Raw genomic sequence first — 23,736 nt, 5'->3', positions numbered from 1 at the left:
GGTGTGGACTGAGATACAACCCGCCGATGAACAGACGATCTGTCTCAATGTGAGACGTGCATCACAGGAGGAGTGACTAGAGTTCGGAGTCGATGAATTCGAACAGAGGCATTGCGACGACCCGGAGACCCTCGGTGAGTGCATACGATCGGGGTGCCGTCCCGGACGACCTGTCCGTGGCCGGCGCGCGTGAAGTTCCTGCTCAGAACCACCTGGCCACCCGCCCGGTGGACGGCCGTCAGGTCCGCAACTGGTTGCGCGTGTCCTGGTCGCGCTCGCGGGAGGCGAACGTCGACATGGATCGGCCGAATGCGGCCTACATCGAGAAATTGCCCGCGGATACCGTCCTCGCACGCGCTGCGCGCCCGGTGCTTGCAGAGATGGCCGCCGAGATCGAGAGTGAACCGGTCTCGCTGATCCTCACAGATGCGACCGGGACGGTGCTCCAGCGCTATACGGGGGATCGTGAGCTGGCGGTCACGCTCGACTGCGTCGATCTCGCACCGGGATTCCGGTACGCCGAATCGGAAGTGGGCACCAACGGTATCGGTACCGCTCTCGAAGTCGGCGCACCGCTGCTCATCCGTGGCGACGAACACTACAACGGACTCCTCCGGAAGTTCTCCTGTGCAGGGGCTTTGGTGACCCATCCGGTTACCGGAACCCTCCTCGGGGTCGTCGACCTGACCACTCTGGAGCGCAATACGAACACGCTGCTGTTGTCGTTCGCGAAGCTCGCAGCATCAAGGATCAAGGACAGAATTCTCGCTGAAACGGACGAGCTGGACCGCGCGCTGCTGCGTGATTATCACGCGGCGTGCCAGCGCTCGAGTCGGCCGGTCATTGCGGTCGGCGACGAAGTCCTCATGATGAACGCTCGGACTCAGCAGAAATTCGATTCCCGAGATCAAGCTGCGATCATCGACCGCACCCGTGACTCCCGGGGCAGGACAGAAGCATTCACCACTCTCGCGGACCTCCCGAGCGGTATCACGGCGCGGCTGTCCTACCAGCCGACCTTCGTTGCGGGGCGTCTCGCCGGCGGGATCGTCCGGGTTCGGGAACAAGTCGCGAAGGCCCATACCCTCGACGTGGGTCGGCCTCTTGCCCTGCATTCGATCGTCGGTTCGAGCGCCCAGTGGAGACATACTGTGCGCGGCGTCGTCGACGTGTGTACACGCCGCGAATGGCTCGTCCTCGACGGTGAGCCAGGTGTAGGCAAGACCGCACTGCTTCGCGCCGCGCACACCCATGTGCGCGATGGTCACGACTTCGCGGTGCTCGACGCTGCGACACTCGATGCCGTCGAACTGTTGGAACAGGTTGCGACCGCACTCGACGTGGGGTCCGACGTCGCCGTAGTGCACGCACACGTCCTGAGGAACGATGACCTCAGTGCGTTGAGCGAACTGCTCCAGACCGTCCGTTTGGACTCTCCGTCCGACGAGCCGTGGGTCGTACTGTCGATGCACGTGTCACACGGCGTATCGGATACCCACCCGATCCTGCGGTTGTTCCCCAAGACCATCATCGTGCCTCCATTGCGCCACCATCTCGAGGACATCCCCGAGCTGGTGACACACTTCCTCGGGATAGCCGCCGAGGGGAAGGTGTCGATGTCCACGGCGGCGTCGAATCAGTTGATGAGGATGTCGTGGCGTGGCAACATCGCGCACCTGCGGACGGTCCTCGACGAGATTGGACGTCGACGACGATCAGGGGTGATCGAACCGCAGGACCTACCGCCCGAGTGCCACGCGACGACGCGCCGCACCCTCACCCAGCTCGAGGCGCTCGAACGAGACGCAGTTGTGGATGCACTGGCACTGCATGGTGGCGACAAAGCTGCTGCCGCACGATCTCTGGGGATGTCGCGCGCGACGATCTACCGCAAGATCCGAGACTTCGGGGTCGTGTTCTAGGTAGATGCGCGCTCGCGGATGTGCACACCCTTGCGCCCCAATTCGGACGCAATGTCATTGCGGGTGAACACCGGCCCGACCGTTGCGAACGTCCCCAGCAGTGGGACCGCGGTGTGGACGACGGTCTCATCGTAGATCTGGATCAGGTTGTACCCGCCACCGCCGTCAGCGCCGCGCTGAGCGTCTGCAGGTGCAGACAGGTCGCCCGCATACGCGACAGAAGTTGCGGTGGACACCGGGATCCCGGCGAACATGCCGGACACTGTGTAATGCAGGTGGCCCGACACGATGGTCCGCACATCCGTGCCGCGGACCGCATCGGCGAGCCGCCACTGCTCGCACAATTCCCACAACACGGCGCGTTCGGATGTGACGGGAAGCGGCGGATGGTGGATCACGAGGAGGGTGCCGTGCTCGGCGGGAGACGAAAGCTCGCCGGCGAGCCACTGTGCCTGCTCGGCGGTCACCTCGCCACGAGACTCGCCGGGGATGCTCGAATCCAGGCATATCACGCGCAGGCCGTTCACGTCGTGGACGATATCGATAGGCTCGGTCGTGGGTGCCTGATCGAGGAGGTTCTCACGGAACGCGGCCCGGTCGTCGTGGTTGCCCATCGCCCACAGGACCGGTGCGCCGAGAGCAGCGGCGGCGGGCTCCACCAGCTTGCGCAGACGCCGATACGCCCCGGGGGCACCGGCGTCCGTCAGATCACCTGTCAGGAGCAGCGCATCGACCGGAACTCCTGTGGCGGTGACGGTGTCGAGGACGTCCGCCAGTTTCTGCTCGCAGTCCACCACCCCGTGCAGCGGGGCGGACCCCGCGGTGAAGTGCGTGTCGCTGATCTGGACGAGCGTGTGGGTGGGGCGGGGATACTCTGCGATCCGGAACGTCTCGGTCATGAAGTCAGTCAACGCCGCACGTACTGCGCACCGCGGTACAGCAGGTTGCGTGCGGGTGACAGGAGACCGAATCTGCCGGTGGAGTGGTCAGACTGCCCCGAGCGTGGCGACCACACGCTGCAGTAGGACGGCGTCGGCGGGAATTGTGTCGGGCGTGAAGGTCCAGTCGTTCCTCGTCCACGGGTCGGAGAAATGCCCTGCGTCGGTCGTCGGCAGATGCTGGGATTGCTCGAACAGGATCTGCAGAGCCGGCTCATCGACCACCGTGTCGGCTGCGCCTGCGATCACGATCGAGATGTGCTGCGCACCGGGAAGTTGGGTGAGTCGGAATACCTGCACGAGATCGTCGCTGCTGTACCCGTGGGGCACGCCGGCGAGCACGAGGACACGCGGCTCCAGGTGCGCCGCGGCAGGGTCGGTGGACAATGCCAGTGACGTAAGGTCTGCGCTGTCGGCCAGGCCCTTCAGCTTTGCAGCGACACCACCGATGTCGAGCACAGGCGGACCTGCGAACACCGGGGTGGTCAACTGCCGGAGCTCGGCGAGCGTACCCGCGGGGTCGACGATGTCGATGCGCGATCCGGATTGTGCAGCGAGCAGGCGTAGTGCCAGTGCCGTGACGACCTGCTGTGTCGCCGAGTCGTCACCGTCGATCCACAGTGGCCGGTGCAGTGGCAACGGCACACACAACGGCACACGCAGAGGTCCGCGGTCCGGAGCCGAGAGTTCGCCCACCCGGATTCCGTCGCTCGGTGTGCGGATCGTGGTCCAGGACGGCGATGCCCACGTCGCCATCGATGCGGGCAGCGTGCCATCGAGGACACGCAGTTCGTCGGTGAGCTGCGCCGAGTCGTCCCGATATCGCTGCTCCGCGGCAGCGCCCAGTTCTTCGCACCGTTGGTGTGCCCGAGCGCGTGCGGCCTCGGCTGCGGCACCGGTGCGGGTCGCGGGATCGGCTACGGCTGCGGAGAGTTCGTCGTCGAGGCGGTGCTGTGCGTACTCGTGAGCCGAGATGTAGGCCGCTGCGGAGCGTGCGGCGTCTTCGAAGATCTTCCACAACCACTCGAACGACGGTGTAACACCGCTCGGTACGGCGGAGGGTTGCGGTTGAGGTTGCGACGGTTGCTTCACCGGCGCGGCGCCATCGTCGACTTCGACGCCGTGTGCGATGAACATCTCGCCGAGGCCACCTGCGTACCCCTGGCCGAGCGCCCGAAATTTCCAGTTTCCATTGTGCGGGTAGAGCTCCCAGCACAACAGTGCCGTCTCGCCTCCGCACGGGTCCACCGCGAACGAGGCGAGCGACGCACCCGAAGGATCTGTCAGCGTCGTGGAGACAGCGACGGGCGAAGCCGTGCCCGTCGCGCACAGCACGCGAGCGCCTGCGGGCAGAGCGTCCACCTCGACGACGATCGCGTCGCCGTCGAGTCGAACGCCCTGCGTCCGGGGCTGGTTGTAGAACACCACGTCGCCCGACGATGCGACCCGCAGGCGGTCGTCGACCACGAACGCACACAGGTCGACCGGCGCGGCGGCCGAGACCGTGAAGCGGACGGTCCGGGCTGTCAGCGGAGCGTTCTGCCCCGGAGAGAACACTCCGTTCACGGTTACGACACCAGGAAGCGACCGAGCTGCGGCGCAGCCTCGCCCGGGTGCTTGGCCTGGATTCCTTCACCGATGGCCTGCAGTTTCCATTCGCTGCCCTGGCGGTACACCTTCGCCATGACCATGCCGGTGAACGGCATTCCGCCTTGCAGCGTGTAGCGGGCGAGCTCGTCGTTGGTGGTGCCGTCGACGAGGCGGCAGAACGCATTCTGGACCTGCTCGAACGTATGACCCTTGTAGGAGGTGACGATGAACATCACCGTGTTGATGTGTGGGGGAATGCGAGTGAGGTCGACGAGGACCACTTCGTCATCACCTGCGCCCTCACCGGTCAGGTTGTCGCCCTGGTGCTGGATCGACCCGTCTTTCGACGTGAGCTGCCCGTAGTAGGCGACATCGACGATGTTCTGGTCGGCGAACATCACCGCCGACGCATCGAGGTCGATGTTCGGTGCGCGGTTGCCGAACAGCCCCCGCTTCTCGATGGGATCCCAGCCGAGGCCCATCCGCAGGAACGTCAGCGCGACGCCGCCGTCCTTGCGGAGCGTGACCTTCTGGCCCTTGACCAGGCTGACGGGACGGCTCTTCGTCAGGCTCACCTCGGGAGGGCCCGCAGGCGCGGGAGGCGCCTGGTTGAACTGCTGCTGCGGAGGTGCCTGGTTGAACTGCTGCTGCGGAGGTGCCTGGTTGAACTGCTGCTGCGGAGGTGCCTGGTTGAACTGCTGCTGCGGGGGCGCCTGGTTGAAGGGTTGCGCGGGCGGCGGCGGAGCAACGGGTTGAGCCGGGACCGGCGGTGTGGCGGGAGCAGCCGGTGCGGGCGCATCGTCGACGGAGACGCCGTGATCGGTCACGAGAGCCGCGAACCCACCCGCGTACCCCTGCCCCACGGCGCGGACCTTCCACGACCCCTGGCGGCGGTACAACTCGAGGGCGATCACGATGGATTCGCTGCTCAGACCCTCGATCCGGTACTCGTACAGCACGGTGCCGTTCGTGTCGGACACCCGCGCCGTGGGCGGAGCGAAGCGCCCGAAGTTGCTCGACGCGTCGTCGAGGGTGATGACTGCGCGGACCTGCTCGATGTCGGCCGGCACCGCACCCAGCGACACTGCCAGCGACGCGGCCTGCCCGGGTGCGCCCGGCACCAGGTTGACGCCGGGACCGGTGGGCTGATTGAAGAACACGAAGTCGGCGTCGGATCGGACCTTGCCGTCGGCCTTGACCAACAGCGCAGACAGGTCTGCCGGTGTCGTCAGTTCCAGGGAAACGACGACGTCGTTCACGCTGAGGGGGCCGTTCTGGCCTTTGGCGAGCGAGCTGGACAAATCGAGGTCCTCACTGTGTCGGCGGTAGGTGGACGGTTGGGATCACTTTACGAAGCCACCGGCACGGAGGCCGATCGGGTGAACCAGTCGAGAATTTCTTCACCCGCGGCGACGCCCTGCTGTTCCGTGATCGTGAGCGTCGGATGCTGCCAGCCGAGGGACTCGAGTTCGCCGTGTCGCGGGCGGATGGCTGCGTCGGCGGAGGCCAGCATCTCGGCGTCGAGCGCGCCGTCGCCGGCTGCGAATACCGGGGAGCCCGGGGCGAGCAGTCCCGCGCAGATGAGCCGTCGGTGTACCTCGGCGACCGCCCGGCTCTTGCACACCGGATCGGGCATCGTGTAGATCTTGCGGCCCTGCTGTGAGGCGTTCCAGCCGTGCGCGGTGCACCACGCGCTCCAGTCGCTCATGAAACCGCGCGGCTGCGAGGCGACATCGACGACGAGATAGCAGAACAGGTCCTCGGCGATCCGGAATTTCGACACCCACTGGTCCGAGATGCGTCGCCGCAGCTCGGTGGTCACGTCGTCGAGGCTCGCGGAGGACGCACGCACCGCGTCGTCGATGCCGCGCCGCCAGCTCGCATCGGCTTCACCGTCGACGAGGATCGCGCCCCCGTTGCTTGTGATCGCATAGGGCCACGGTCCGCCGGGGAGATCGATCCGGTTGAACTGGGCAGGTGTGCGGGTGGTGGTGGGTACCACGGGGAGCACAGAGACGAGGTCGCGCAACCTGATTGCCGCGGACTCCGACACGTACGACAACGGCTCGCCCTCGTAATACTCGACGCACAGGAGCCCACCCGCGGCGAACCGGGTCTCCCCCATCGCGCCGCGCGAGTAGATCATCGTGCGGTCGAGATCGGTGGCGATGAGTGCGGTGGCCGGTGAGCTCGGGGTGTTCGTCCTCGGTGTGTTCGTCACGGCATGTCCTTGATCAGGCCCATGCACGAATAGGCGAGGTCGGGTACTTCCACGACGGGTACATCCCGAGCCGCAGCAAGCATCCGGATGTGGGCGTGTTCGTCCGCATGGATGTCGCGCACGAGTACCTTCCACGGCACGCGACGCAGGAGCACACGTGTGGTTTCACCGACGCCGGGCTTGACGAAGTTGACGCTCGAGATACCGAACTGGGCGCGGATCTTCTCCACTGATTCCCAACCGGCCCAAGTGGGTTCGCGGTCGGAATCGAGGATCGTCCGCGCCTGTGCAACGGCGGCCCCGCGATCCCCGAACTCGGCGGTCACGGTGTCGAGGAGGACTCCGGAGACGTCGTCGCCGGCGAGTTCGGCGTAGAACTTGGCGCCGTGGAACTCGCCCGGTGCGATGAAGTCGTCGTTGAGCACGGTGCGCGACACGAGACCGGACACGGTCGAGTTCAGGCAGGCCGACGCGATGAGAAAATCGTCGCGGGTGCCGAACGTGCGTACGCAGTGTCCGGGGTCGGCGAGTACTGCGAGATCGTTCGACAGGGTGGGGCCGCCGGAGGCGCCGTACTCGGCGAGCGCTGCCGCGAGTTCCCGTGCGATGGCGCCCTTGCCTGTCCAGCCGTCGACGAACACCACGGATTTCGGGTCGTGATGTTCCGTTATGTAATCGAGTGCTGCCCTGTCGATTCCACGTCCGCGCACGATCGAGACCGCGTAGTGTGGGAGATCGAGGTCGTGGTGTTGCTGAGCCCAGCGTCGGATCAGGACCCCGATCGGGGTACCGGCCCGGGCCAGCGATACGAGCGTGAGATCGGTTCCGCGTTCGGCAAGCAGCAGTTCGGTGACGGTGCCGACGGCCTGCGCGAGGCGGGGTGCGGTAGTGGCGAGGGCCTTGTCGAACAGTTCCCGATAGGCGGCGTCGGGTTGGTATTCGACGGGGAGCGACTCGGCGTAGTGGGCGAGGCCGGCCTGGATCCGGGCCTCGCGCTCGGCGATGCCGCCTTCGAGGTCAAGGTGCGACAGGTCTTTGAGGAGCCAGCGCACTTCGTCGGCTGCGTACGACCCGAAATCGGGTCCGGTCAACGGTGTGGTCACTTGTTTTCCTCCCTGGGGCGGCCTGCCCTGGACTCGCGCAGTGTCAGCGGGTCCGTGGACGGCACGACGGCAACGAGCACGTCCTCACCCGCGGCCGTGAGCACGTCGAGCACGCCGCCGGGCGCACGCAAGCGGTCGGTGTCGGCCGGGCTGTCGATCACCAGGATCAGTTCCGGTCGCGAGCCGGCGCCGGTCCACTGTGCGTTGTACAGGAATCGGGGTGCCTCCGGCTCGAGATCGGACGCGATGTATTCCGGTGCCGCAAAGGTGAATCCACGCCGGAGGGGATATCCGGGAACGTCGAGGACATACGCCGGGGATCGGGTCGTCGTCTGGAACCGCGTCGGTGTTCCGCGCGAGGCGAGTGCGTTCGCGAGCCGCAGCGGTAGGTACATCAACTCTTCGTGGCCGATCACGATGGCCGGACGCGTGGCGTCGCGTACACCCGCAAGTGCGTCGGCGGCGGCTTCGACGGCGGCATCGAATCCCGCGACGTCGCAGTGCAGTACCCCGTGGCGTCCGCCGTCGGGAACATGGCCCGGCCACAGCAACGACACGAAGCGGGCTTCTCCTCGTTGCGGCGAAAACGGATTCAGTTCCGGATCCGGGAGCGCTGTCACGCGCGCAGTCAGCCCGTCGGGGATCTCGGTGTGTCCACCGGCAAGACTCACGTGATCGATGCGGGCACCGAGTTCGGTGGCGGCAGTGGCAGTGAGGAGTCGATGCTCGTCCGAGCGCATATCGACCAGGGACGCCACGACGTAGTGCGCCCGCGTCTGCTGGCGATGCACGGCCCGGATCGCATCGAGCGCTGTGGCGCCGGTGGAGATCTCGTCGTCCACGAGCACCAGCGGCGCCGGGTTCGCGAAGAGTTCGGGCGATGTGGGTTGCAACAGGTGCGACGTCGCGTGCGAGTGGCCTTCTTCGAAGCCGGCGAAGACGTCGGCGCCGGGTACGTGCCGCCGCGTGGAATGTAGGTAGCAGGCGGCCCCGATCGTATCGGCGACGCAATGTCCCAGTCCCGTTGCCGTCTCGGCGAACCCGAGCACCACCGCGTCGGCGACGTCCGGTCCGAGTGTTTCCGCGACGAGCTGCCCGAGCCGGTGGCCCGCGGCCAGCACCGTCGCGGGGTCGGTGGGCAGGTGTTTGCCGAGTACGGTCGAGACCAGTAGATGCGCGCGCCGCGGATTGCGGCGCAGGCCGGGCTCGACAAGCTCTGGCACGGTGTACCCCGTCGACGTGGTGTCGTGGTGCAGGGCCAGCCCGAATTCCTCTGTTGCCCACATGGGCTGCAGCGTGTTGGTCACCGGATCACCAGAGCGGTCAGCAGGTCCACGAACGAGACTCCCTTGTTGGTGACCCCGAACACCGACGCGCGCACCAGGGTCTGTTGTGCCCACGTGCGGTGTGGTCGGCGTTCGTTCATCTTGTTGCCGTACTCGGACGCCCGCACCCCGCCGGTGTCGGCATCGAGAATGTCGACGGCATCGTGGTACTCCTCGTGGGTCACCGCGGACAGCGCATGCACTGCGGCGACGTGCGACGGGTGGATCACGGTCTTGCCCTGGATGCCGTTGGCGCGGTCGAGTGCGATCTCGCGTAACAGCCCGTCCAGGTCGCGGCTGACGAGTTGCTGCCGGAACAGCACGGCGTCGTGCTCTTCGAACGGGGTGGCGCGCAGCATCGGACGGAACATGCGTTCGTGGTCGGCGAAGTACTCCCAGACCGGGCCGGTGATGACGAATCCGGTGCCGTCGGTGCGGCCGAGGTAGTTGACGATGGTGGCGATCACGTCGACGACGACGCGCACGTCGTAGATGGTCAGGTCGCGGTCGCGTCGGATGCCGAAGGTCGCGCACATATCGGTCGCGCCGACCCGCACGGCCAGTACATGGGGTCGATATTCGGCGAGGAGCTGCGAGATGGCACGCAGTTCTTCGTCGCGGGTCTCGCGGTGCACAACGGAGGTGGATTCGATGACCGGCATCGCGTACAGGTGTTTGCGGAGCAGCTCGGATGCCCGGGTCACCGCGTCGAGGAATTCGCGGCCGAAGCCGGAGGTGAACTTGGGCAGCACGAACCCGGTGAGGACCCGCACACCTTCGCCGAGGGCGCCCGCGATGCGGTTGATGCCGTCGGGGGTTCGGACTCGGACGAACAGGAGCATCGGGGCGTCGCCCTGCGCTGCGAGCTCGTCGAGGGTGGCGACGGCGTTGCTCAGGCCCTGCTCGACTTCGTCGTCGGCGACAGCGTCTTCGAGATCGAGGACCATCGACGTGACGCCCTCGCCGGCCCGGCGCAGGATCGTCGCGGTCAGGTCGCCGCGTGTTGCGGGCACGTACAGCGTGGCACCCAATGCGACCGCGAGGCGACCGCGGTCATCGCCGTCACCGAACGGTTGCGGCACCTGGAAGAACAACCTGTCGAGCGTGGTTCGATCCAGGTGCCGGAAATGACGCATGGTCTGCGTCCTCGTGTAGGTTGCCCCCGTCATTGGCCGTCGGCCCGTCCTCTCATTCGATCCACCACCCCGGCGATGAAATCCGATACCGCATCGAGATCGCGCACGTAGGCCCAGTAGTCCGGGTGGACTCCGGTGAGCGCGTCGACGGCTCTGTCGATTCGGTCCAGTTGGGCATCGAGAACCGACCCCCACTCTGCAGTCAGATCACGTTGTACGGCAAGGAGCTGCGCGTCACGCAGCCGGAACCGTACTTCGTCGACCTTGGCCTCCGGATTCTTCCGGACGGCGCGCAATGTTGCCAGTCGTTCGGTGACGGAATCGACCAGTTCCTCGGCGGCGGCGAGATCGATGCGGACTTCCGTGGCGAGATCGAGTGCGAGTTCGGGCCGGGCGTTGTCCACGGCTCGGCGCGCTTCGTCGAGGCGTGCACCGGCGCGTTCGAGGAGTACTTCGGCCTGTTGTGCGTTGCCGGACAGGTCGGCCGAGCTTGCGGCGTTGAATTCACGCAGCAAAGCCGAAAAAGCTGGGGGAAGGCCCTCTGTTCGGGTGCGCACCGCGTTGAGCCGGGTGGTGACCGACGCCACGGTGTTGCGCGCTTCACTCTGGCGCCCGGGTGCGTCGGTCAGGGCCTGCCGCAGAACCTTCGTGGCTTCCTCGACCGTGTGCGCGTCCGTGCGCAGGGCGCCGGTGCCGCGAGCGGAGTCCAGGGAACGTAGCGCAGCCTCGAGCGATTCGACGGCGGCGCGGACCGAGCGATAATGCGCGAACGGCGCACGTTCGGGAGCCTGCAGTGCTTCGAGCGCAACGTGGGCATCGGCCCGAACTCGATGTGCGAGTTGAGGAACCGTCTGGGCGAGCGCGGACATGTGTTCGAGGTGCCCACGGTTGTTCTCGTAGAATTCATCGAGAATTCTTGTTGCGTCGCCTATTCGGCGAATGGCCTGTTCGTAGTCGGCAGTGGATGCCAATTCCTGGTCGGGTTCGGTGTGTGCGAGCCGCAGATACCCCTCGGCTGCGTGATAGCAGGTCTGCCGGATCGGCTCCCACTGTCGGAGCAGATTCCGCTCGGGAGCGAGCTCGTGAGATTCGGCAACGCCCGCCTCGGCGACCGACTGACGTCGATCCATGTCGAGGAACGCGGCCACCATCGCGTCATGGGCACGACGAGCCGCGGGGTCTTCGGAGTGCCCGCCGCCGAAGAGGCGGCGCGTCCATCGGCTCGCCACAAGACCGAATGGTACTGGTCGTCCCGTGTTCGCCACCGCGGGCCGCAACAGTGGGCATAGTGGACAGGAGCGTACTTCATTCCCACCCATTACTGTGGTGGAACGCGCGCGAAAAACCGAACGTACCCCCCCGGTGCGTCGACGACCGATCGAAAGGACCCCGCATGGGCGTCAGCTTGACCAAGGGTGGAAACGTCTCCCTGACGAAGGAAGCCCCGAACCTGACCGCAGTGGCCGTCGGCCTGGGCTGGGATGTGCGCACCACCACCGGCACCGACTTCGACCTCGACGCGAGTGCGATCGCTACGGGTGCCGACAAGAAGGTCGTCTCCGACCAGCACTTCGTCTTCTTCAACAACATGAAGACGCCCGACGGCTCCATCGAGCACACCGGTGACAACCGCACGGGTGAGGGCGACGGCGACGACGAGGTCATCAACGTCGACCTGGCTGCCGTCCCGGCGAACATCGAATCCATCTTCTTCCCCGTGTCGATCTACGACGGCGACGCACGCAGCCAGTCGTTCGGGCAGGTCCGCAACGCGTACATCCGCGTCGTCGACCGCGCCAACGGCAACGAGCTGGCCCGCTACGACCTCAGCGAGGACGCATCCACCGAGACCGCGATGGTCTTCGGTGAGCTCTACCGCAACGGTGCAGAGTGGAAGTTCCGCGCGATCGGTCAGGGCTACGCCTCGGGCCTGTCGGGCATCGCCCGCGACTACGGTGTCAACGTCTAGGACTGTCTGATCGGATCCGGTCCCGGGGCCTGAAATTGCCGGGACCGGATCCGCGTCTGTCGAACTTGCAGTAACCACCCTGCATAGCCCTGACTTCGAGAAGAAAGGCCACGCTTCGTGGTTCTGCGAATATTCGGTGCGTCTTTCGCCGTCACCGTCGTCTCCTTGGTCGTCGCCTTCCTCTACGGCGGCCCCCAAGCCCTCTTCCTCTGCGTGATCCTCGGTATCCTCGAGGTGTCGCTCTCGTTCGACAACGCGGTCATCAACGCGACCGTGCTGCAGCGGATGAGCGAGTTCTGGCAGAAGATCTTCCTCACCATCGGCATCCTCATCGCCGTGTTCGGTATGCGCCTGGTGTTCCCCCTGCTCATCGTGTGGGTTGCGTCGGGTCTCGGCCCGGTCGCTGCACTGGACCTGGCACTGAACCCACCGCCGGACGGCGCCGCCTACTTCTCCAACGGGGATCCGAGCTACGAAACCTTGATCACCGACGCTCATCCGCAGATTGCGGCGTTCGGTGGCATGTTCCTGCTGATGCTGTTCCTCCACTTCATCCTCGAAGAGCGTGAGATCAAGTGGCTGGAATGGCTCGAGCGTCCGCTGGCGAAGGCCGGCAAGCTCGACCAGCTCGAGGTCGTCATCGCGATCGTTCTGCTGCTCATCACCGCCACGGTGATCGCCCCGGACGGCAAGGTGTCGACCGTGATGATCGCCGGCGCGCTCGGCATGATCACGTACATCGCGGTCAACGGTCTCGGCGAGATGTTCCACATGCCGGAGGAAGGCGAGGAGCCGACCGGTGGACCGAGTGGTCTCGCGAAGGCCACCGGTAAGGCCGGGTTCTTCCTCTTCCTCTACCTCGAGGTCCTCGACGCGTCGTTCTCGTTCGACGGTGTCATCGGCGCCTTCGCGATCACGTCCGACCCGATCATCATCGCGCTCGGCCTCGGTTTCATCGGCGCCATGTTCGTGCGTTCTATCACCATCTTCCTGGTGCGCAAGGGCACGCTGGCCGACTACGTGTACCTCGAGCACGGCGCCCACTGGGCGATCGGTGCGCTCGCACTGATCCTGCTGTACTCGATCGGCACGCACGTCCCCGAGGTCATCACCGGCCTGGTCGGCATCGCGCTGATCGGTGCGGCCTTCGCATCGAGCATCTACCGCAACCGCAAGGAAGCCAAGGCGGAAGTAGCCGCCTGATCGAGCTCGACCGATGGGAGCCTTCGACCTTGTTCTCGGTCCGGAGGCTCCCATCCGCATATCCGGGATACACCTATCGAAAGGGGCACACACATGGCCATCGACTACAACAAGAAGCCCGAGCAGGGATCCGCGGGAGTCAACCTCAACAAGATCAACCTCACCAAGGAATCCCCCACCGTCAGCCTCAGCAAGGGCGGATCGGGCCAGGGCGTGACCCGCGTGAATCTCAACTGGTCGCGCGGTGAACAGAAGAAGGGATTCCTCGCCAAGCTCACCGGCGCTGCCGGCGGAGTCGACCTGGACCTCGGGTGCCTGTACGAGCTGACCGACGGCTCGAAGGGTGTCATCCAGGCGCTCGGAAACAGCTTCGGGTCGCTGAACACGCCGCCGTACATTCACCTCGACGGCGACGATCGCACCGGTTCCGCTCAAGGCGGCGAGAACATGCACATCAACCTCGAACGACCCGAGCTGTTCAAGCGGGTGCTGATCTTCGCCATGATCTACGAGGGCGCTGCCAACTGGGCTGCCGTCGACGGCGTCGTCACCCTCACCCAGCCGTCGGGACCGGAGATCGAGGTGCGCCTCGATTCGCCGAACAACGGTGCCCGCATCTGCGCCATCGCGATGCTGCAGAGCACCGGGCAGGGTGTGACCGTGCAGCGTCTCGTCGAGTACGTCAACGGCAGCCAGTCCGACCTCGACCGTCAGTACGGATGGGGCATGCAGTGGCAGGCCGGCCGCAAATAGGCGCGTTCACCCGTTCGGGTCCGCACGCCTGCGGTCAGGAAACCGGGGCGCCGGTGGTGCGCTGCTTCGATCGAATTCGGGCGACACGACACGACACTCACCACAGCGGTGGGTGACGCCCTCGCCGGGTTCGGTGCGGCACCGGCCGCGGATCCGGCCGCCGTGCCTGTCGCAGCCTGACTGAACATGTAATCAGCGGGACCCACACCAATTCTGGTGTGGGTCCCGACTTGTGTTCAGCGAATCGTCCCGCCGCGGCTGAACTCGCGCCCACCCCACACCCCGGTCTGTCCGACATCGACCGCGTCGTCGCGGCAGACGGCGAACTCACAGTCTGCGGGGCCTCGGAGAGCAGCGAGCAGGTCGGCCAAGGTCATCCTGGTTGTCATCGGCATACGGCTCCCCAAGGCGTCTCAGTTGCTCAGTGTCAGCTCGCGCCAGATGGCGTGCTGGCGCTTGTGGTCGGTTCGGGGTGCGCGGGGAACCCAGAGAAGCGGCATGCCGGCTTCCTCTGGGGTGCGGTCCGCCTTGCGGCCGTTACAGTCCGCACACGCCGCGACGAGATTGCCGTAGTTGTCTCCGCCGCCGCGGCTACGTGGGTAGACATGGTCTACCGTCGTAGCGCCCGCATCGCCGCAGTACGCGCACCGGTGGTGATCACGTGCAAGCACAATCTTGAAGCTCGCGCGGGTGTCGTCGTCGACGACCGGTCGCGGTGGCGTATGGACGTACTCGAGCAGTTGGATGGTGCGCGGCAGCGGGATCGCCACGTGCTGCGAACGCACTACGAACCGCGGAGTATGTTCGACCAGGGTGATCGCGAGGTCCTCGGTGAGCAGCACCACCGCCCTGGCGGCCGGTATGACATCGAAGTCCTCGTAGGTGGCGTTGAGAACCCTTACACGGGTGTTCATCCAAGTACGGGCGGTAACGGCGGTGGGTGGGCGGCGCATGACAATCGACAACCTCGTTCTCTCACAAGGGGAGTGGCGGGTTCTCGAGGTGTGATCGTCCCGTTACGGCCGAGGCAGGCCAGGAAGTCGCCATGGGGTGACTGGAGGTCGGGGCGCGCACGCCCCGAGAGGAGGGGCGTCAGCAGACGCAGAATCCGGCGGTCGTGCCGGAGTGTTCGGCGAGCCGGTCCAGGAGCTGGATCGTCGGATGCGACATGCGCTGCGGGTACGAGTTGGTGTGCATTCGAGTGTCCTTCCTGGTCGTAGGTGGCTGCTACCGGTCGCCCAGTGTGCCATACCGCGGCGGGAAAGCGCTGCAGGTTGTTCTTGCCGATTGTCGATCTGATGGCGTGGTGAAGGCCGAACGTAGTGTCCGGCGCATCCGGTTCATCAACTGAGACAAAGGATTTCCATGTGCAAACTCAATACCTCTGTGCGCCGTGCCTTTCAGATAGTCGCCGGCGTCGCGGCGGCCGCTGCAGTGTCTTTTACCGGCACCGGGGCGGTATCAGCTGCACCACCGCCGTCCACCCCCGGTGTTGCGGGAGAAAACATCTCGCCGCTGGCGAACCTGGAAGGATGCGGCGGCCCGATTCGGATCGGCGTTCCGGTCGGTGCGGGTGTGAGCCTGCTGACAACTCAGGCGCAGGCCGGTGCATCGATAGGTACGTCGCTGCTCGGACAGATCAGGATGAAAACTTCAGATGCTGATCGACGACGACCGGACGCGTAAACCGACTCCCATACGACACGACCGCGGTCGGGTCGCCGACCCAGTCCACCACCGATTCCAGGCCGAGAGTCGCAGTGAGCATCCCGTGCGCGAAGACACCAGGCAGTCCCGCCTGCGCTGCAGCGGCATCGTTGAAGTGGATCGGGTTCGGATCGACCGACGCGCCCGCAGAGCGGACCAGGTCATCGCGGGTCACCGTCACGTCGGCCTTCGCGACGACGGCTCCGCGCTCGAGGTCGCTGAAGTGCGAGCTCGCGTAGGTCATGCGTCATCTCCTCGGTGGAGCAGCGACGAGGTGATGGTGACGACGAGGTCGCCACTGTCGTCGCGGATCTCGCAGATCGCGGTCAGGATGGAGCTGCCGGCACGCTCGGCGACGTCGGTGATCGTCAGCGTCGTGCTCAGCTCGTCACCAGCGACGATCGGGCGGCCGTACTCGATCTTCTCCGACCCGTGGACGATACGGTGCGGATCGAGTCCGGTGTCCGGTGTCTCGACGAGCTGGGTCACTGACGGCGATTACACGACAGTGGTGAAGGCTGTGGGTGCGATGACATCCAGCGAAGCCGGCCGCTCGGGAGGTCCCGACGTCGTGGTGCAGGGGGAGCGGCAGCACTGATCGTTCGGCTCGTTCGGACTCAGTCGGGGCACACTCGGGCTCGAGTTGGGCTGTGGCGGATCGAACCCCGCACACCGTGGATATGACGATAGGCCCTTAGGTTGGCGGAAGCGATCGACGCCATGTACACGCCGCGCTGTCGGGCGGCCACGCCCTCCACATCCAGAGCGCCGGCGCCGGCGCTGCGAATTCGAAAGGAAGTTCACGGTAACACGCTGCCCGACTGCAGTTTTGGCGGGGATGGTGCGTTAAATGTCATTTTTCGTCGGTCACCCCGCACGAACCGTGAGTGACAAAACCCCCAGGTCACGAAAAACGCCGGATTTGTCGTATTTTTGGTCGCTCTGCCACTCAAGGGACGACGTCGGATGCCAGTGCGTGCTCCACTGAGACTTCCCACCGGGATGTCAGTTCGGTGAGCTGGGCTTTTCCCATCCCCTGTCAGTAGGTTTTCCCACTCGATGTCAGTGGGGTCCGCAGTTCGAGCCGGATCCGGGATGTGCGGCGGACCTGGGATTTGTGAGCGAGCAGGATGCATCTCGTCTCGGCGAGAAAGCACGTTGCTGTCTTCTCCGCCGGTCCGAGCAGGCCGACCGGGGCGGGATCAGGTCACGGGCGTCGAGGACATCCCAGCAAGGTTGAGGACGGCGGTGCTGCGGAGCCAGCCGTCGCGCCACGGGTGCAGGGCCGGCAGCATCAGCCCGCACATGCGGGCGGTGTGGTGCAGTCTGCCGTTCCTGCCGATCGCGTCGGCGAACAACCGATCAGCGGGTCCGGCGCGGGTTTCCTGGAAGACGACGGCGGCGTGCAGCAACGGTCTCGCCGGTGGTGGGATCGCCCACACGACCAGGTCGGCCGGGTGACCGGCACCGCGGGTGCCGGTGAAGATGATGGTGTCCCCGGTGACGGCGCACCGCGGCAGAAACGTCAGCTCCCGATAGGCGGCGCCGGTGAACAGCACGGTGGCCAGCGCGGCGGCGTGCGCCGGGTTCGCGACGCGGGCCCGGATCCGGGCGATGACCTGCTCGGTGATCGGGGTAGTGGTCAGCCCCACCCCGACCATGTGGTTCAGGTTCGGCGGCAACGCCAGCTCGAGACCGTGCCGCTCGAACGCAGCCTGGGCACCGCAGAGCCGGATGAGGGTGTGGGTGCGGCCGGGGCTGTCGACCACCAGGTCACCGAGGAAACGGCACAAGCCGACGGTGGCATGCCAACGGCGGGCCCGACTTTGGGGAATCGTCCCGTAGAGCGTGCGTAGGTGGGAGCGCGGCGCCGGAAGGTAGCGGAGCATCCGCTGCGCCAGATCGGGAGCCCGGCCGCAGGTGGTCAACCGTCGACCGGTCGTCTCGGCAGCCTGGTGGTAGATGGCAGCGACGCGGGTGTAGTCGGCGCGCGAGAGTACGGCGGCCGCGTCGAGGAGGAAAGTAGCGCAGTCGCTGTCGGGCACGGCGGGCAGTTCCGTCGTGTCCGTCGGCGGGCGGGTGTCGCGTCGCGGGGGAGCGAGACGGTCTGTGACGGCGGTCAGGTCGTCGGTGATGTGGTGACGCACCCCGGCCGGCATCTCGAGGCGGGAGGTGAGCGGGTCGCGGCAGTGCCAGACGAGCACGAGGTGCAGCCCGGTGTCGTGGCGTAGCCGAAGCAGCCGGGTGTGCTGAGCGTTCGACAGGCGATGGGCGCGCAGCACGATCAGGTGCCGGATGCCGTCGCCGTGGATCCATGCGGTCACCGCCCGCCACGCCGAGTCCGGGCCGGTCGCTCCTGCTGCCCCCGCTCGATCGAGCGAGTGCCCCAGCGCGAGCAGCAGGTCGTGGGCCAGCATGACCGCGGTCGACATCCCGGGGGTGGGGTGCAGGGTCACCACCGCGGACGCAGGGTCGTGGGCCCGCAGCAGGGCGTGGGTGACGTGTGCGTCGTCGTCCCGGTCAAGCAGCACGGTGACCGGCGCACAGGTGTCGTCGGCAGGGTCTCTGTGTCCCGCCGGGCCGGCGGTGGGCGAGGGATGTCGCGTCACCCGCTGCGGCCGGACATCTTCGCGAACACCGAGCCCAGCACCTCACGGTCGATCCGGTCGCGGTCGAGGCGTTGGAGTGCGCGGACGGTATGCGCGGTGAGCTTGGCCCAGGACCGGAAGTTTCCGTGCCCGGCGTTCGCGTCGGCGAAGGACAGGATGTCCGGATCGGTGTGCTCCCACACCGGGTGGAACGCCGGGATCACCCGCAGTATCTGTTCGGGGGTCATGCGACGGAATTCCTGCCACACGTACACCCGGCTCGAGAGCATCGGTTCGCGGGAGAGCACGTGGTAGCAGTCGCCGCCGCCGACGAATACGATCGCGATGTCGGTGCGCCGGTCGTCCCACAGGTGCCGCCAGTATTCGAAACATTCCCGCGACATCCACTGCGCCTCGTCGCAGACCAGGACCCGGAACCTTTCGGCCAGCACGCTTTTGAGTGTCTGGTCGAACTCGATGGGGCGCAGTGGCGGTACTCGGACGACACCGAGCGCGTCGAAGAGGGTGTGCCGGATATCGCGCGGGGTGGGCCGTGCCCGGAACTGCACCCGGCACACCGTGTCCGCGGCGAGATCGCGCAGCGAAGCGTTGACCGAGAACGTCTTTCCCACCCCGGCGTCGCCGTGCACGCACATCATCGCCTTGGCGTCGATGACGTCGGCGATGTTGTCGCGGGTCAACATCAGCGCGTCGGTGGCCACGATGTGCGCCCCGGGCAGTCCGAGGAAGTGATCGGCCTGGGCGCCGTCGACATCCGGTCCCGGGTTGCGGGGTGTGTCTGTCACCGGTGGTCCTCGTTTCGGTTGAGTTCGGCACGGTCGTTCGGGTCGACCGGCAGTCGCCAGTTCGCCGGTGGTGGGCCCAGCGGAATCAGATCCGGTCGCGCCATCGCGCCATGTCGCCGTCGTGTTCGGCGGCCAGTACCGCGGCGGCCAGTACCGCGGCGGCCTCGGCCGCGGTCATCGCATCGAGCCGCTGCGCGGGTTCCGGCACCGTCGACGCCGCATACCGGACGTCGCTCCCGTTCGGCCGCGGCCAGATCCGACCGCAACTGGCGCGCTTTGCGGGCGCGGGCCTGCAACACCCGGGCACGGTCCTCGGCAGAGGCGGCATCGGCGATTACCGCGGTGCCCAGATGGGTGCCGGTGTCGGCGTCGAACACCTCGATCTCGCCGGTGTGGTGCGGCATGTACCGGATCCGCACGCCGGCGCCGACCAGTCCGACCATCCAGTCCGCGATGTAGTGGCGGTCGCGGCCGAACGCGATCCCCTTGGTGGTGATCGTGCGGTGGCGGCGGTCGTCTTCGAGCGTGAACATCCACAATCGGGTCTCGTCGACGTCGTGGATCGGGGTCGGATCGTCGTCCCAGGACTGCAGCGGCGTCCGGTCACCGAGGTTGGTGAGGGTGTGGTGTGGTGCTGCGGTCGAAAACCCCGGACGGGGTGATCCAGGAGGTCTACGGCCACCTCTGCGTGCACTACGCCATCCGCACCCTGATGCACACGGCGGCAAACGAATCCGGATACGACCCCGACCGGTTGTCGTTCACTCGCAGCCTCCGGGCCGCTCGTCGCACTACCGCGAGCCACCCGGGTTTTCCCCTCGAACCCAGAATGATGCGCACCGCCGCGTCACCACGGAGATCCTTCACGAACGTCTACCTCCTCGACGTCCCCGCGCCAACCCCCGCGTGGTCAAACGCAAGATGTCCGTCTTCCACGTCAAGCACCCGCATCATCGGAACGCGTCCCGAATAGACCGCAGACCGCTCGTCCACTTGGGCGACTCCGTGCCGTCTCCGTAAGTAAACGGTACTGGGGCTAATGACGAGGCTCTGATGGCCTTCCCTCCGATGAGCAGTTCGTGTTCCCGACATCCGCACGATTCCAGTCTCTGCAAGAGCTCGAGCGGCTCGGGACAGGCGAGAAATCAACCGTGGAGACGAGGCATGGAACCACGCACAGCAACATCTCTCCCCCGGCCCCCATTCGCCTTCACGACACGCCAACCTCCCGTCAAGATTCTCGCAACCGATCCCGATCCGCGATGAGATCGCCAGGAGAACGTCCGGTCGACCGGCACCTATCTATGGCGAGACCTCAACGGGCCAGGGACACCCTAGGCATCTGCTGACGACCGGACGTTCAACAGTCATTAGGGACACCCCCCGAGATTCAGCTCCGTCCTGTCGTCTACTTCCGTAGTCGCCCCCCACCGGAAGTAGACGACGGGAGTGACGGCTGTGCGGGGCTGTGCACAGGCAGGGTGATGCTGTCCACCAGCGCACCGAAGGAGGGATCCGTGTGCAGCCGGGCGGGGTTCCATGCGAGTGCGAGAGTGAATCGCAGTTCGGAATCTTTGATCGGGACAACGGAATAGGCCGGATCGTCGAAGACCTTCCATGGTCCTCCGACGCTCGGCGAGAGGGTCGGAATCACACCGCCGCGGCAACGGATACGATTGGCGAGGAAACTGACGTCTGTGCTGCCGACCTCCTCGAAACGGTGGACACCGACGTTCTCGAGGTGACGACGAATGTCGTTGAGCGCGGACGGATACGGAGTCGAGGCCGCGATCGTGACGGTTCTGCCCTGCAGGTCGTCCCACCCGATCGCCAAGCGGAGGGCCAGCGGATCGTCCGCGCGCATCGCCAGATGTAGGTCGTAGGTTGCCAGCGGCCGAAACGCCACCCCTGGTCGTATCGGCAGGTGCGCAACCGCGATCTCGATCCGCCCGTCGTGGAGAAGGTCGCGCAGCTCCGATGGCTCAGCGAGGGTGATGCGCACGGATCTGCCAGAATGGTAGGCCTCGATCTGTCTGGCAACCTCGTCCAGCACACCGGGTGGAGACATATGGGTGCCGCCCAGAGAAATCTCGTTCGCCCCGGGGGCGGCCTCGGCGGCAATCGCACTCAACTCCTCGACCTGATCGAGAATGCTCCCGACCTTCTCTACCAGACGTTCGCCAGCATCCGTCAGGCCCACCGAACGGTGACGCCGAACGAACAGATCGACCCCGAGCTCGGACTCCAGTGCTTTCACAGTACGGCTGACCGGCGACGCGGTCAGGTGGAGACTCTCGGCGGCCAGAGTGAAGTGCCCATAGTGTGCGACCGCCATGAAGCACCGAAGCTGGTGGAGTTCCATCACTCCATTCTGGTCAGATAGCTCACCAAGTGCAATAGCTGTCGGGCGGGCGCGTTGCGCTCGACGCTGTCTGAGCACGCAAATTACGCAATGGACCCGTCGTGCAGGACCTGCCATAGTCGGACGAACGGTGTCGTAGATCACTATGAAACATATCGAAGGAGACAAGCTGACATGCCCGAGACCATCCATCTCACCGCCCCGACTGTGCTCACATTCGACGTGACGGAAGCCGTAGGTTCGAGGGAGTCACTCACCCAGGCTGCGCGGCTCTTCCTGCCGGAACACCCCGCGAGCGCACCAGCGGTATTGCTCTGTCTCGCCGGAGGCACCTACGATTGGCATTACTGGCATCTTGAGGTCCCCGGGCGGAGCGGATACAGTTTCGCCGAACATCTCGCAGGCCGTGGATTCGCCGTCCTCGCATTGGACCATCTCGGTGTAGGGGACAGCAGCGACCCGACGAATACCGGGCCCGTCGGCCTGGACCTTCTTGCCCGCGGGGATGCCGCCGTCGCACACCAGGTGAAGGAACGAGTCGAGGCCGGCACGCTCAGCGAACACCTGCCCCCTCTCGACATCCCGTTGATCGGTGTCGGCCACTCCATGGGAGCCTGCCTGACCACAATCGTGCAAGCAGAGGCACGTCCCTACGCCGCGGTGGCCCTGCTCGGCTATGGAGTCGATATCGCCAACGTTCACGACGAAACGAACGACGCCTCCGAGCTCGAGGACCGCATCACCGAGAGCGAACGTATATTCCGCGAGCACAACGTTGTCCCGCCTGAGGCGAACTCTTGCATCGTCCCACGATCACGCCTTCGGTCGATCTTCCACGCCCCGGATGTCCCTGACGACGTTATCGCCGCCGACGACGCGGCCGAGTCCGTGGTCCCCGTCCGCGCGGCATCTGAAGTCACCACCCCCGGCTACGTCGCCAAGTTCGCCAATTTGCTTGATGTTCCGGTGTTCATCGGACTCGGGGCGGTACTCGACGTGTCACCCGACCCGCACGCCGAGCCAGGCAATTATCGCTCCTCTGCTGATGTGACGCTGCATCTGATCGACGGCTCCGCACACTGCCACAATTTCGCGGGCAACCGCGCGAGCCTGTGGGATCGCATCGCTGCATGGATCCCGACCGTGACCGGCTCGCCCGCGATCACCTCCGCCGTAGCCCGCTGAGAGCCCACAGCACATGTATGTAGACAGCACTGGCCGGGTAACCGGCAAGGTGGTATTGGTGACTGGCGCTGCACGCGGAATGGGCAGAAGTCACGCAGTACGACTCGCAGAAGAGGGCGCCGACCTCATTCTCGTGGACATTTGTGGGCCGGTGGACGGCGTGGAGTATCCTATGGGTAGCGCCGATGACCTCTCGGAAACAGTCGACAGTGTGAAAGCGCTCGGCCGTCGGGTCGTATCCGCCGCAGTCGATGTTCGTGACGCGGAACGGTTGCGAGACTTCGTCAATGACGGCGTCGCGACGCTGGGTCACCTCGACGCCGCAGTGGCAAACGCGGGTGTCCTGACGGCCGGAATGTGGAACACCGTTACCGAAAACGATTGGCGCGTGGTCCTCGACATCAACCTTATCGGCACCTGGAACACGTGTGCGGCTGCGATTCCGCACCTGATCGAACAAGGCGGCGGCAGTCTCGTCAACATCAGCTCCGCCGCCGGGATCAAGGGAAGCCCGTTGACCACGCCCTACACCGCGTCCAAACACGGAGTCGTCGGACTCAGTCAAGCCCTGGCGAATGAACTCGCGGAGCACTCCATCCGAGTCAACACCGTGCATCCGACCGGCGTGCCAACCGGAATCCAGGCGCCAAGGCTCCACGAACTACTATCGACCACACACCAACAACTCGGAGCGATCTATCAGAACGCTCTACCCGTCGACATGGTGGCACCTGCCGATGTAAGTAACGCGGTCCTGTTTCTTGTCTCCGACGAGGCGCGATACATCACCGGAACACAATTGAAGGTCGATGCGGGCGTTACCATCCGGTAGTGAAACCGCCTATCAGACAACTTCTTCCACAGCATGCAGGACGATATGCGGCACCGCCGAGAAAACCTTGGCCAGAGCACGTTCACACTGCGGTCT

Annotated in this window: 22 protein-coding genes and 1 pseudogene; 7 read left to right on the top strand and 16 right to left on the bottom strand. The window is 65.7% G+C overall.

Going from position 1 to position 23,736, the window contains the following annotated elements:
- The first annotated feature begins 134 nt into the window (after nucleotides 1-134).
- Nucleotides 135-1,922 (top strand): sigma-54-dependent Fis family transcriptional regulator, encoded by a 1,788-nt coding sequence (locus tag Q7514_RS21680; RefSeq protein ID WP_456239149.1) that lies wholly within the window; start codon nucleotides 135-137, stop codon nucleotides 1,920-1,922.
- Here the strand turns inward: Q7514_RS21680 and Q7514_RS21675 are convergent.
- From Q7514_RS21675 to Q7514_RS21640, 8 genes are all read right to left on the bottom strand, one after another.
- Nucleotides 1,919-2,821 carry a metallophosphoesterase gene (locus Q7514_RS21675; protein WP_330135320.1) on the bottom strand — a complete coding sequence of 301 codons (903 nt, stop codon included), beginning with the start codon at nucleotides 2,819-2,821 and terminating at the stop codon, nucleotides 1,919-1,921. The two genes, Q7514_RS21680 and Q7514_RS21675, sit on opposite strands and share 4 nt — an antisense overlap.
- An 87-nt stretch (nucleotides 2,822-2,908) precedes the next feature.
- Nucleotides 2,909-4,417, bottom strand: a complete 1,509-nt coding sequence (locus tag Q7514_RS21670) for a TerD family protein (protein ID WP_330135319.1) — start codon at nucleotides 4,415-4,417, stop codon at nucleotides 2,909-2,911.
- A gap of 11 nt (nucleotides 4,418-4,428) precedes the next feature.
- A complete protein-coding gene (locus Q7514_RS21665; protein WP_330135318.1) occupies nucleotides 4,429-5,751 on the bottom strand; it encodes a TerD family protein in 1,323 nt (440 codons plus the stop codon).
- 47 nt (nucleotides 5,752-5,798) lie between these two features.
- On the bottom strand, nucleotides 5,799-6,596 hold the full coding sequence (locus Q7514_RS21660) for an HAD family hydrolase (RefSeq protein WP_330135454.1): 798 nt from the start codon (nucleotides 6,594-6,596) through the stop codon (nucleotides 5,799-5,801).
- Between the two features lie 71 nt (nucleotides 6,597-6,667).
- Nucleotides 6,668-7,774: a cysteine protease StiP family protein gene (locus tag Q7514_RS21655; protein ID WP_330135317.1), complete on the bottom strand. Its 1,107-nt coding sequence runs from the start codon at nucleotides 7,772-7,774 to the stop codon at nucleotides 6,668-6,670.
- Nucleotides 7,771-9,060, bottom strand: coding sequence for a phosphoribosyltransferase family protein (locus Q7514_RS21650; RefSeq protein WP_330135453.1), 1,290 nt, complete (start codon nucleotides 9,058-9,060; stop codon nucleotides 7,771-7,773). The genes Q7514_RS21655 and Q7514_RS21650 overlap by 4 nt, the downstream gene beginning before the upstream one ends.
- 17 nt (nucleotides 9,061-9,077) lie before the next feature.
- Nucleotides 9,078-10,235 carry an HpcH/HpaI aldolase/citrate lyase family protein gene (locus Q7514_RS21645; protein ID WP_330135452.1) on the bottom strand — a complete coding sequence of 386 codons (1,158 nt, stop codon included), beginning with the start codon at nucleotides 10,233-10,235 and terminating at the stop codon, nucleotides 9,078-9,080.
- Between the two features lie 29 nt (nucleotides 10,236-10,264).
- Complete coding sequence (locus Q7514_RS21640; protein ID WP_330135451.1) at nucleotides 10,265-11,386, bottom strand: serine/threonine-protein kinase; 1,122 nt, start codon at nucleotides 11,384-11,386, stop codon at nucleotides 10,265-10,267.
- A gap of 242 nt (nucleotides 11,387-11,628) precedes the next feature.
- Here Q7514_RS21640 and Q7514_RS21635 point away from each other — a divergent pair, with 242 nt between their 5' ends.
- The 3 genes from Q7514_RS21635 (at nucleotide 11,629) to Q7514_RS21625 (ending at nucleotide 14,160) form a co-directional block, all read left to right on the top strand.
- Entirely contained in the window at nucleotides 11,629-12,204 is a 576-nt protein-coding gene (locus tag Q7514_RS21635) for a TerD family protein (protein ID WP_330135316.1), read from the top strand.
- A 117-nt stretch (nucleotides 12,205-12,321) separates the two neighbouring features.
- A complete protein-coding gene (locus tag Q7514_RS21630; RefSeq protein ID WP_330135315.1) occupies nucleotides 12,322-13,407 on the top strand; it encodes a DUF475 domain-containing protein in 1,086 nt (361 codons plus the stop codon).
- Between the two features lie 93 nt (nucleotides 13,408-13,500).
- Entirely contained in the window at nucleotides 13,501-14,160 is a 660-nt protein-coding gene (locus Q7514_RS21625; RefSeq protein WP_330135314.1) for a TerD family protein, read from the top strand.
- Nucleotides 14,161-14,396: 236 nt separating this feature from the next.
- Here the strand turns inward: Q7514_RS21625 and Q7514_RS21620 are convergent, their stop codons facing one another.
- The 7 genes from Q7514_RS21620 to Q7514_RS21590 form a co-directional block, all read right to left on the bottom strand.
- Nucleotides 14,397-14,549 carry a hypothetical protein gene (locus tag Q7514_RS21620; protein ID WP_330135313.1) on the bottom strand — a complete coding sequence of 51 codons (153 nt, stop codon included), beginning with the start codon at nucleotides 14,547-14,549 and terminating at the stop codon, nucleotides 14,397-14,399.
- A 24-nt stretch (nucleotides 14,550-14,573) separates the two neighbouring features.
- Nucleotides 14,574-15,074 (bottom strand): HNH endonuclease, encoded by a 501-nt coding sequence (locus Q7514_RS21615; protein WP_330135312.1) that lies wholly within the window; start codon nucleotides 15,072-15,074, stop codon nucleotides 14,574-14,576.
- 725 nt (nucleotides 15,075-15,799) lie between these two features.
- On the bottom strand, nucleotides 15,800-16,111 hold the full coding sequence (locus Q7514_RS21610) for a MaoC/PaaZ C-terminal domain-containing protein (RefSeq protein WP_408016154.1): 312 nt from the start codon (nucleotides 16,109-16,111) through the stop codon (nucleotides 15,800-15,802).
- Complete coding sequence (locus tag Q7514_RS21605; protein ID WP_330135311.1) at nucleotides 16,108-16,356, bottom strand: FAS1-like dehydratase domain-containing protein; 249 nt, start codon at nucleotides 16,354-16,356, stop codon at nucleotides 16,108-16,110. Before Q7514_RS21605 ends, Q7514_RS21610 begins: the two co-directional genes overlap by 4 nt.
- 713 nt (nucleotides 16,357-17,069) lie before the next feature.
- The gene (locus Q7514_RS21600; protein WP_330135310.1) at nucleotides 17,070-18,476 is read right to left on the bottom strand and encodes a hypothetical protein; all 1,407 of its coding nucleotides are present in this window, start codon (nucleotides 18,474-18,476) and stop codon (nucleotides 17,070-17,072) included.
- Complete coding sequence (locus Q7514_RS21595) at nucleotides 18,473-19,261, bottom strand: ATP-binding protein (RefSeq protein WP_330135309.1); 789 nt, start codon at nucleotides 19,259-19,261, stop codon at nucleotides 18,473-18,475. Before Q7514_RS21595 ends, Q7514_RS21600 begins: the two co-directional genes overlap by 4 nt.
- Nucleotides 19,258-19,794: a Mu transposase C-terminal domain-containing protein gene (locus Q7514_RS21590; protein ID WP_330135308.1), complete on the bottom strand. Its 537-nt coding sequence runs from the start codon at nucleotides 19,792-19,794 to the stop codon at nucleotides 19,258-19,260. Before Q7514_RS21590 ends, Q7514_RS21595 begins: the two co-directional genes overlap by 4 nt.
- 86 nt (nucleotides 19,795-19,880) lie before the next feature.
- On the opposite strand from Q7514_RS21590, the pseudogene Q7514_RS21585 reads away from it, so the two are divergent.
- Nucleotides 19,881-20,075 (top strand): annotated as a pseudogene (locus Q7514_RS21585) (IS4 family transposase); the annotation flags it as partial.
- A gap of 594 nt (nucleotides 20,076-20,669) precedes the next feature.
- On the opposite strand, the gene Q7514_RS21580 reads toward Q7514_RS21585, so the two are convergent.
- Nucleotides 20,670-21,623: a LysR family transcriptional regulator gene (locus Q7514_RS21580; protein ID WP_330135307.1), complete on the bottom strand. Its 954-nt coding sequence runs from the start codon at nucleotides 21,621-21,623 to the stop codon at nucleotides 20,670-20,672.
- Nucleotides 21,624-21,797: 174 nt separating this feature from the next.
- On the opposite strand from Q7514_RS21580, the gene Q7514_RS21575 reads away from it, so the two are divergent.
- Together Q7514_RS21575 and Q7514_RS21570 are read left to right on the top strand one after the other, a co-directional pair.
- Entirely contained in the window at nucleotides 21,798-22,808 is a 1,011-nt protein-coding gene (locus tag Q7514_RS21575) for an alpha/beta hydrolase (RefSeq protein ID WP_330135306.1), read from the top strand.
- A gap of 13 nt (nucleotides 22,809-22,821) precedes the next feature.
- Nucleotides 22,822-23,640, top strand: coding sequence for a mycofactocin-coupled SDR family oxidoreductase (locus Q7514_RS21570; protein WP_330135305.1), 819 nt, complete (start codon nucleotides 22,822-22,824; stop codon nucleotides 23,638-23,640).
- Nucleotides 23,641-23,736: the final 96 nt, after the last annotated feature.

Source organism: Rhodococcus artemisiae (genome assembly GCF_036327795.1).
In the GTDB taxonomy this organism is placed as follows: domain Bacteria; phylum Actinomycetota; class Actinomycetes; order Mycobacteriales; family Mycobacteriaceae; genus Rhodococcus; species Rhodococcus artemisiae.
This window is presented reverse-complemented; position numbering and strand designations above follow the sequence as displayed.